The organism is Microcystis sp. LE19-10.1B (genome assembly GCF_027530565.1).
GTDB lineage: Bacteria > Cyanobacteriota > Cyanobacteriia > Cyanobacteriales > Microcystaceae > Microcystis > Microcystis aeruginosa.
The window spans coordinates 1-7,547 of record NZ_JAPZQM010000138.1 but is presented as its reverse complement, the minus strand read 5'-3'; the positions used below and the strand labels follow the sequence as shown (position 1 = coordinate 7,547).

Genomic DNA, 7,547 nt, shown 5'->3' with positions numbered 1-7,547 from the left:
GATTCCCAAACCTCACGATTTAGGTTTCTGCTTCTTTCCCGAAGGATTTTTCGCACCTGCCTTAACAGATTTACTCTGTTCTGGTCTTATGGTCGCTCTACAGACTGACACCGCAAGCCCTGCGGCCAAAATATTTTTACTAGCGTTAATATCTCGGTCATGGTGAGTCCCACAGTCTGGACAGTCCCATTCTCGAATATTTAACGGCATTTTCTCAGCAATATGCCCACAATTACTACATCTTTTAGAGCTAGGAAACCATCTATCTAGGGTCTGCTGAAAAAGTTTTTCCTGGTGGCAGGGTGTGGGGTGTGGGGTGTGGGGTGTGGGGTTTTACCCATTTTCACCTGGTCAATTACCTAATTTTCAGGGAAAAAGTCCCGAAATTTTCCCCTCAATCACTGCAAGGGTCGGGACTTTTTGAGGTCAAAAAAGTCTAAAAGCCTTATCCAACAAGGTTTTTAGATTTATTCAGCAAACCCTATCTATTTCGATGTAGTTTCTCCCATACCAACGGCATTTATAGGCTAATTGTCGGGTGATTTCTCCCCAGCTTACATCAGATATTGCCTGAGATAATTTCGGGTTTTTGACCAGATTCTTGACGGCTAAATTCTCAACCACAATCGTTTGGTTTTCCCGAACTAATTGAGTGGTTAGCTTGTGTAAATGGTCTTTTCTGCTATCGGTGATTTGAGCGGCAATTCTGGCTACTTTGATTCTCGCTTTTTCTCGATTCTTTGAGCCTTTTTTATTCCTAGAAAGGCTTTTGGGGTCCTTTCGCAGTCTCCGATAATGCTTTTAAAAATGCTTAGGATTAGATACTTTGTCGCCATCGCTGGTAATCACGAAGCTACTAATTCCTAAGTCAATTCCAATGGCTTTATCTGTTACTGGTAAGTACCTAAGCAAAATTAATTACACATATCTAACCACCTCTTGCCTCTTGCCTCTTGCCTATCTTCACTAGGAAATTAATTTTGCACGACTACTTAACAGTAAAGCCAACCTAGAAAGACGGGGTTTCAGACCCAAAATTTTCGATGATCATAGACTATAGCAAAACCCCCGGGCTTTTTCTGGTTATTTTACTAAATAGCTGCGCCATTGCGAGGCAACTTCTTCCAGTAAACGCCAAGTTTTACCCTCGATCTGTCTTTGTAAATAAAGATCAAAATTGTTGTGTTGTTTGGTATCTTTTTGATGGGGCAATTGTAGAGTTAGATCGTAATCTCCCTGCAAGTGATAAGCGGGCAAATTGCCCACATAAAGCGGTTCCAGACTGGTGACATTAATTTTAGCAATTTTTACCTGCGGATCATCGATATGTAAAGATTGACTAAGGCGATCGGATGTGTGACGAAATTGTAATAAAAGGGCTTTGGCGACGATTTCTCCGTCGGGGGCAAATTCTTGCGGGGGAGTGACACTACCACAAGCAGTCAGGAAGACAAGGAAAATACTGGTTAAAAAACCGAGAAAACGGCGCATAGAATGATATTTTGAAAAAGAATGGCAGCGGGTTAAGAAGAATTAATTATGACTCAACCAAATGAGCGAGAGAATTTCAGCCAAGCAGAAACAGTGATCCGACTACAAGAGGCGATCGAGCAGTTAAATTCGATCGTTTCCCAACTTAACACGGGAACGGGGATAGTGTTACCCCCAAAAGTTGCTGTTGATAATCTTCTTAACTCAACGCAACAGTTAGCCGCTGCTTTAAAACCAGACGAATTCGCAGGAGTTGAGCAAAGTTTAACCGCAGATTCTCCAATCGAAGCAGCGGAGGGAATCGACGATATTTTACCAGATTTCGAGCAGGTGGAAGGGTGGTGGACGACGATTTTGAGCAAAATTCGCCGACTTTTACCTGGGGGAATTAGCGAAAAAATTCCCGATTGGTTAATTACCGGCTTGTTAACAGGAAGTTTAGTCACTATCCTATTAGTAGCTGTGGTCAGTTTACCGAAAAATCCGGCGGAAATTGCCGAAAATATGCCTGAAGTTGTCTCTAGTCCTTCCCCGGCAGCCGGGGAAATTATCGAAACTCCCCCAGAATTAATCGCACCAGAGGCACCGATTCCCGTCCCGATTACCAAAGCAAAACCGCGATTAACTCCCGAACAAAGTTTAGTCGCAGCCATTCAAGCGGAAATTACCGATTTAACTACTCGTTATCCCGCCGGGATTATTTCTACCGTAGAAGCGGATTTTTTGGCTAGTCGTCTAGTAGTTATTTTGGGCGATAATTGGTATAGTCTGGAGGCATCACAACAGGATAAATTGGCTAATTCGGTTTTTCAACGTTGCCAAACTCTCGATTTTCGGCGCTTGGAAATGAGGGATAACGAGGGAATTCTCCTCGCTAGAAGTCCCGTTGTCGGCGATCGAGTGGTGATTGTCAATCGCACTCAACCCACCGCTGCCATCTCCTCCGGTGAGTAGTTTTCAGCGCAGGGGGAGGGAGTTTCAAGGCAGCCTCAAGAATTCTCGCCCACCAGTCCGCTTTTTCCCCTCGCTGGTTAGATATCTAAATATACACAAAAATTAGTGATCCCTGACTTAACAGTGCTATAATTGGCTAGGTAAAATTTTGTAACGATTTTTAATCTTGAACCTACCCGATAGTCAATGCTTCCCCCCGCCCGGGTGGGCCGCAGCAATTTTGGTGCGAGAAAAATTGCTCCGATCTAACCCAACTCCCTTAAACCTTTCTAGAGTCCCCCTAACCGCCAAAATTTTGCCCTAACTACCAAGAATTAAGAGATTTCAAACTATACCATGAACTCTGTTATTCGTCAACAGCGAGCGCTGATCACCGGAGCCAGTAGCGGCATCGGCAAAGAAACCGCCCTCGCTTTCGCCAAGGCGGGAATTAATCTGGTTTTAATCGGTCGCGATCAGCAAAGATTGGCAACCGTGGCGGGAATGGCGGCAGATTTAGGCGTATCAGCCCAAGCTTACCCCTTAGATTTGGCAGATATCCCGGAAGTAGCTCCTAGTATCGCTAAAATCGCCCAAGAATCCGGACCGATCGATATCCTGATCAATAATGCTGGCATGGGTTACACAAACTCCTTGGCTGACACACCTTTGTCAGACTGGCAGCGGGTGATCGATCTCAATTTAACCAGTGTTTATCAGTGTGTGCAAGGAATTTTACCTGCCATGCGTCAACAGGGGGGAGGCACGATCGTTAACGTTTCCTCGATCGCCGCCGATAATTTCTTCCCTGATTGGGGGGCCTATAGTGTCAGCAAAGCGGGATTAGTGGCATTTTCTCGCATTTTAGCGATCGAGGAGCGGGCTAACGCCATTCGCATCACGATTATCATCCCCGGGGCTGTCAATACTCCCATCTGGGACAGCGATAGCGTCAAAGCAGATTTCGATCGCTCGGCCATGTTAACCCCGGATATCATCGCTGAGGCCATTCTGCAAGCGGTGTTACTGCCCAAACAGGCCGTAGTGGAAACGATGACCATTATGCCCAGTGCGGGGGCATTATAACCCGAAATACTTCTATTTATCAATCAATTCGCCTACAGGCCTCTTCATTATGACCATAGCTTCTTCTAACGGTTTAAACGGTAATTTAACCGACGCTATTCAAGCACGCGTGACCACTCGCCCCGATCGCAACACCCACAATGGCAAAACCGCTCAAATTCATCCAACTTCCGACGAAAACAAAGAACAGATGATGGATGCGGTCAGAAATATCCTGATCTCGGTGGGGGAAGATCCCGAAAGAGAAGGTTTATTAAAAACCCCCAAACGGGTGGCCGAAGCGATGCAGTTTCTCACCCAAGGCTATCAACAATCCCTAGAAACCCTCGTTAATGGTGCGATCTTCGATGAAGGTCATAATGAGATGGTATTAGTGCGCGATATTGACTTTTTTAGTCTCTGTGAACATCATATGTTACCCTTCATGGGGCGGGCCCACGTTGCCTATATTCCTAACCAAAAGGTGGTCGGATTAAGTAAATTAGCCCGCATTGTGGAAATGTATTCCCGTCGTTTACAGGTCCAAGAGCGCCTCACCCGTCAGATTGCCGAAGCGATTCAAGAAATTCTCGACCCCCAAGGGGTTGCCGTCGTCATGGAAGCAACTCATATGTGCATGGTAATGCGCGGGGTGCAGAAACCGGGATCCTGGACTGTCACCAGCGCCATGTTAGGAGTCTTCCAAGACGAGCAGAAAACCCGCGAGGAGTATCTTAACCTGATCCGTCATAAACCCAATTTCTTCTAGTCAGGGAAATGGGGACATGGGGAAATGGGGACATGGGGAAATGGGGGAATTCAACTAAAACCCTAAAACCCTAAAACCCCAACAACCAAAACCTTCTAACTGATCACTGATCCCTGAATTTTTGCAGTCGCTCTAGCAAGAGGGCGACTTTTTTGAGGTCTTTATCACCAGGCGATCGCTCAACGCCGCTAGAGACATCAATACCCTGGGGGTGCAGCCGAGTTAAAGCTTCACTAATATTATCGGGGTTGAGTCCTCCGGCCAGAAACCAGGGCAAGGGGGGCGAAAAACTGGCTAAGGCTTGCCAGTCTAAGGTATGTCCCGTACCGCCGAGCAATTGGGGATGGTAGGCATCTAACAGTAAAGTATCGACGCTATTGAAGTAAATTGCCGACTTTTCCCAACTTTCTCTGTCTTTAATCCGTAAAGCTCTGATAATTTCCCGGTCGGGTAATAATTGCCGCAACCTTTGGCAATATTCAGGAGATTCCCTACCATGTAACTGCACACTTGTCAAGGGGGTTTTAATAATTATTTGCTGAATAATTTCCGGTTGCTCGTCGGCAAAAACCCCGATAAAATCAATTTTGTCGGGTACTGCGGCGATAATAGCGTTAATTTGCTCGATTTTGACGTAACGAGGCGAACTAGGTACGAGGATAAAACCTAAAGCCGTAGCTCCGCAAGTAGCGATCGCTCGTCCTTGGTCCGGTTGGGTAATGCCGCAAATTTTAATTCGCATTTAATCTTATTCACAAAACGTTACAAAAACTGTTAAGTATTCAAACAAAAAGCAGTTTCGGGTCAAGAGCTTTTTATAATGCCCTGTGGTTAACAAAATCTTATCAAGACTGGAGCGCAAATGATCCCTTCCGCCTTACTTTTAGCCACTGCTCAAACCATTCCCTGGAATTTATCCGTCGGCATTACCATGACGTTAGCTAACCTAGTAGCGTTCGTTATCGGTTATTTTGCTATCCAAAATACTGGGGCCGGCCCTGCCTTACCCTTGCCGCAGTTAGCCTCGAAAAAAAGCTTCGGTCTGCCGGAATTATTGGCTACCATGAGTTTTGGCCATATTCTCGGTGCGGGACTGGTTCTCGGTCTTTCTAACGCGGGTATTCTCTAATCAGTAATCAGTGATCAGTAAACCTCAGAGAGAGGAGTAAGGAGCCAGTAGTCAGTAGTCAGGAGAACTAAGCATAAAGAGATTTTAGCCAACTTCATCCCTATTTTTCCCATTTTTGAACTCTCAAAAGTTAATTATGCCAGAAGTCTAGTAATCGTCCAGAGCGGGTGATTATTCTGGCTGCTGGAGAGAAAATTAAGAAAGCAGTGGCCCAAGTCGAAGTTGGAGACTTTGCTAACAAAGAAGAAGCAGTATTTGCTAAATTAACTCAGGAAAGTTAGATGGCTGCGGAAAGAAGTATCGAAAATAATTGATAAATGCGAACGTTGCTAATCGCTGAATTAATCGTAAATATTGCCTCTAGAGTTAATCTCATAAATAAAGATTTCGTCTGTCTCCTTTTAACTCACCTTTAAGTTTTTTGATATCAAGTTCTTCAGGGGGATAAACGTTTTGAGTTTCAAGGCAGGTTTTGAGAATACCAATTTTAGTCAAAACAGATTTTCGGCTATTGGCATCTAGTTTCTCCAAAAATTTATTGGCTGATCTACTGATCCTGATCTTCACGATTAAACCAGCCTGTAATATCAACGAAGCCGTCGTCTTTGTAATCAACAGGATTAAAGGTTGCTTCTATGTCAGCTTGTTCTATATCATCAACATAGGGAATCAGCATCTCGAAGAATTTAAACCACTCTTCCCGCATAACTTCGCGGACGCTTTCCTTGATGATGGTTTTGAGCATTAGAGCATCTAAGGTGTTTGCCGGCTCCATATATTTTCCTCCAATCTACTTGAATTCTAGCAGCAGATCAAGAAAACGGGTTTCTTACAGCAGCTATCTTAATGATCAGGTAGGCAGTTTTCGTTTTGGGGAGTCGGTGGTCGATACCAAATTAGTTTACACTTCATCTTGATGAGCAACGCTGTACCCCGAACTGAAGTTAAATACAGCCAATAGATCGTAAAATTTAGGAAGTTATTATGTTGATTTTTAAGGCTTTTTTGTCAGCCTAGTAAAATTTGGTTAAGCAACTAAGTAAAAGTGAGCGATCGATGCTAGAGAAAACACCGATGACGATGATGGATTTCTTTCGCAAAAGCGAAGGATTTTAGTTTTCTCAAGCTACTGTTCGAGGCAAGTCAAGAGATTGGGAGAGATTCAGGTAATACAAGGATAGGCGGTTAAAGTGCGTCTTAGCTTACCTGATAACGTTCTTAAAATCTATCTTCAGCAAAAGTTACTCATTTTAGCTATCTAGCTATATAAATAAGTAACTTTACAAGGTTTTAGATAGAGTTTTGGTTTCTATATTTAACCCCGATCCTCACAAACAAAGTCCACTACTCGATCGATTTCCCGGGATGAGCGGATGCGACGACTACCGCTGCCAAGTTCGCCACCACGACAATTAGCCCACCAACGCTCGCGACTGCCATTAACGATCGCATCAAATTCTCTAATTCTGCCACTATCATAATAACTGCGGCGATCAACGACAAAACGACCGATATTGGGGAGGCGAAATTCTTCGTAAACATTACCTTCCCAACCGCCACCAACATTACCGTGATGGTCGTCGGTGCGTACCTCAAACTCGCCCCGACAACCATTTCTGACCACAATATTGCCGTTTTGGAAATCCCAATTACCCTCACAGGGAGCAGCGGAGCGAGTGCGGGTTAATCTCACCTGGGCCCATCGAGCATTGACGGGACAGCGAGTAGTGCGACCGCTTTGACTTTCACAATTAACTCTCATGGTTCTGGCCGCTGCTGGCTCGCTCCCTAGGGGACAAATTAGCAATAAACCCAGACTAGATAATAAAATTTGGCGAAACATTGTCTCTATCTCCAAGAAATTCTCTAGTTTATCTTACAGGGGTATCCAGAAAATGAGTAGTAGTGCTTGAAGTGCCTTAATCAACAAAAAAGAAGGGTGATTTAACTTCACCCTTCCCCCTATTCGGTAAATTTTCTTGCCATCCTTAGAGAGCGTTACCGCGAGGTAATACTTCTTCAGGGAAGATAAAGTTTTCGTGGGGTTGGTCTTGGGGAGCCATCCAAGCTCTCAGACCTTCGTTAAGCAGAATATTTTTAGTGTAGAAGGTTTCAAATTCCGGGTCTTCCGCCGCTCTCAATTCCTGAGAAACGAAGTCA

12 protein-coding genes and 1 pseudogene are annotated in these 7,547 nt (G+C 44.6%); 6 read left to right on the top strand and 7 right to left on the bottom strand.

Annotated elements, in window-relative coordinates:
- Positions 1-12 precede the first annotated feature (12 nt).
- Positions 13-222: a zinc ribbon domain-containing protein gene (locus tag O9332_RS04975; protein ID WP_502846638.1), complete on the bottom strand. Its 210-nt coding sequence runs from the start codon at positions 220-222 to the stop codon at positions 13-15.
- Between the two features lie 38 nt (positions 223-260).
- On the opposite strand from O9332_RS04975, the gene O9332_RS04970 reads away from it, so the two are divergent.
- Complete coding sequence (locus tag O9332_RS04970; RefSeq protein ID WP_072927484.1) at positions 261-440, top strand: hypothetical protein; 180 nt, start codon at positions 261-263, stop codon at positions 438-440.
- Positions 441-480: 40 nt separating this feature from the next.
- Here the strand turns inward: O9332_RS04970 and O9332_RS04965 are convergent.
- Both O9332_RS04965 and O9332_RS04960 read right to left on the bottom strand, forming a co-directional pair.
- Positions 481-909 (bottom strand): annotated as a pseudogene (locus tag O9332_RS04965) (RNA-guided endonuclease TnpB family protein); the annotation flags it as partial.
- 174 nt (positions 910-1,083) lie between these two features.
- Complete coding sequence (locus O9332_RS04960; protein WP_002756869.1) at positions 1,084-1,491, bottom strand: hypothetical protein; 408 nt, start codon at positions 1,489-1,491, stop codon at positions 1,084-1,086.
- Positions 1,492-1,539: 48 nt separating this feature from the next.
- Here O9332_RS04960 and O9332_RS04955 point away from each other — a divergent pair, with 48 nt between their 5' ends.
- From O9332_RS04955 to folE, 3 genes are all read left to right on the top strand, one after another.
- Positions 1,540-2,445, top strand: a complete 906-nt coding sequence (locus tag O9332_RS04955) for a hypothetical protein (protein ID WP_002756867.1) — start codon at positions 1,540-1,542, stop codon at positions 2,443-2,445.
- Between the two features lie 336 nt (positions 2,446-2,781).
- Complete coding sequence (locus tag O9332_RS04950) at positions 2,782-3,510, top strand: SDR family oxidoreductase (protein WP_002756865.1); 729 nt, start codon at positions 2,782-2,784, stop codon at positions 3,508-3,510.
- A 49-nt stretch (positions 3,511-3,559) separates the two neighbouring features.
- A complete protein-coding gene (gene folE, locus O9332_RS04945; protein ID WP_002738197.1) occupies positions 3,560-4,258 on the top strand; it encodes a GTP cyclohydrolase I FolE in 699 nt (232 codons plus the stop codon).
- Between the two features lie 103 nt (positions 4,259-4,361).
- Here folE and O9332_RS04940 read toward each other — a convergent pair whose 3' ends face one another.
- A complete protein-coding gene (locus O9332_RS04940) occupies positions 4,362-5,000 on the bottom strand; it encodes a phosphoribosylanthranilate isomerase (protein WP_288023991.1) in 639 nt (212 codons plus the stop codon).
- A gap of 120 nt (positions 5,001-5,120) precedes the next feature.
- Between O9332_RS04940 and psaK the strand changes: the two genes are divergently transcribed.
- Complete coding sequence (gene psaK, locus O9332_RS04935) at positions 5,121-5,387, top strand: photosystem I reaction center subunit PsaK (protein ID WP_002756861.1); 267 nt, start codon at positions 5,121-5,123, stop codon at positions 5,385-5,387.
- Between the two features lie 167 nt (positions 5,388-5,554).
- Positions 5,555-5,668: a hypothetical protein gene (locus tag O9332_RS04930; RefSeq protein WP_002756858.1), complete on the top strand. Its 114-nt coding sequence runs from the start codon at positions 5,555-5,557 to the stop codon at positions 5,666-5,668.
- 266 nt (positions 5,669-5,934) lie between these two features.
- On the opposite strand, the gene O9332_RS04925 is transcribed toward O9332_RS04930, so the two are convergent.
- The 3 genes from O9332_RS04925 to O9332_RS04915 all read right to left on the bottom strand — a co-directional run.
- On the bottom strand, positions 5,935-6,162 hold the full coding sequence (locus O9332_RS04925) for a hypothetical protein (protein ID WP_002756856.1): 228 nt from the start codon (positions 6,160-6,162) through the stop codon (positions 5,935-5,937).
- Positions 6,163-6,702: 540 nt separating this feature from the next.
- Complete coding sequence (locus O9332_RS04920; protein WP_002756854.1) at positions 6,703-7,230, bottom strand: DUF3011 domain-containing protein; 528 nt, start codon at positions 7,228-7,230, stop codon at positions 6,703-6,705.
- Between the two features lie 145 nt (positions 7,231-7,375).
- Positions 7,376-7,547: photosystem II protein D2 (locus O9332_RS04915; protein ID WP_271931852.1), on the bottom strand; the 172-nt coding region annotated here is incomplete at its 5' end.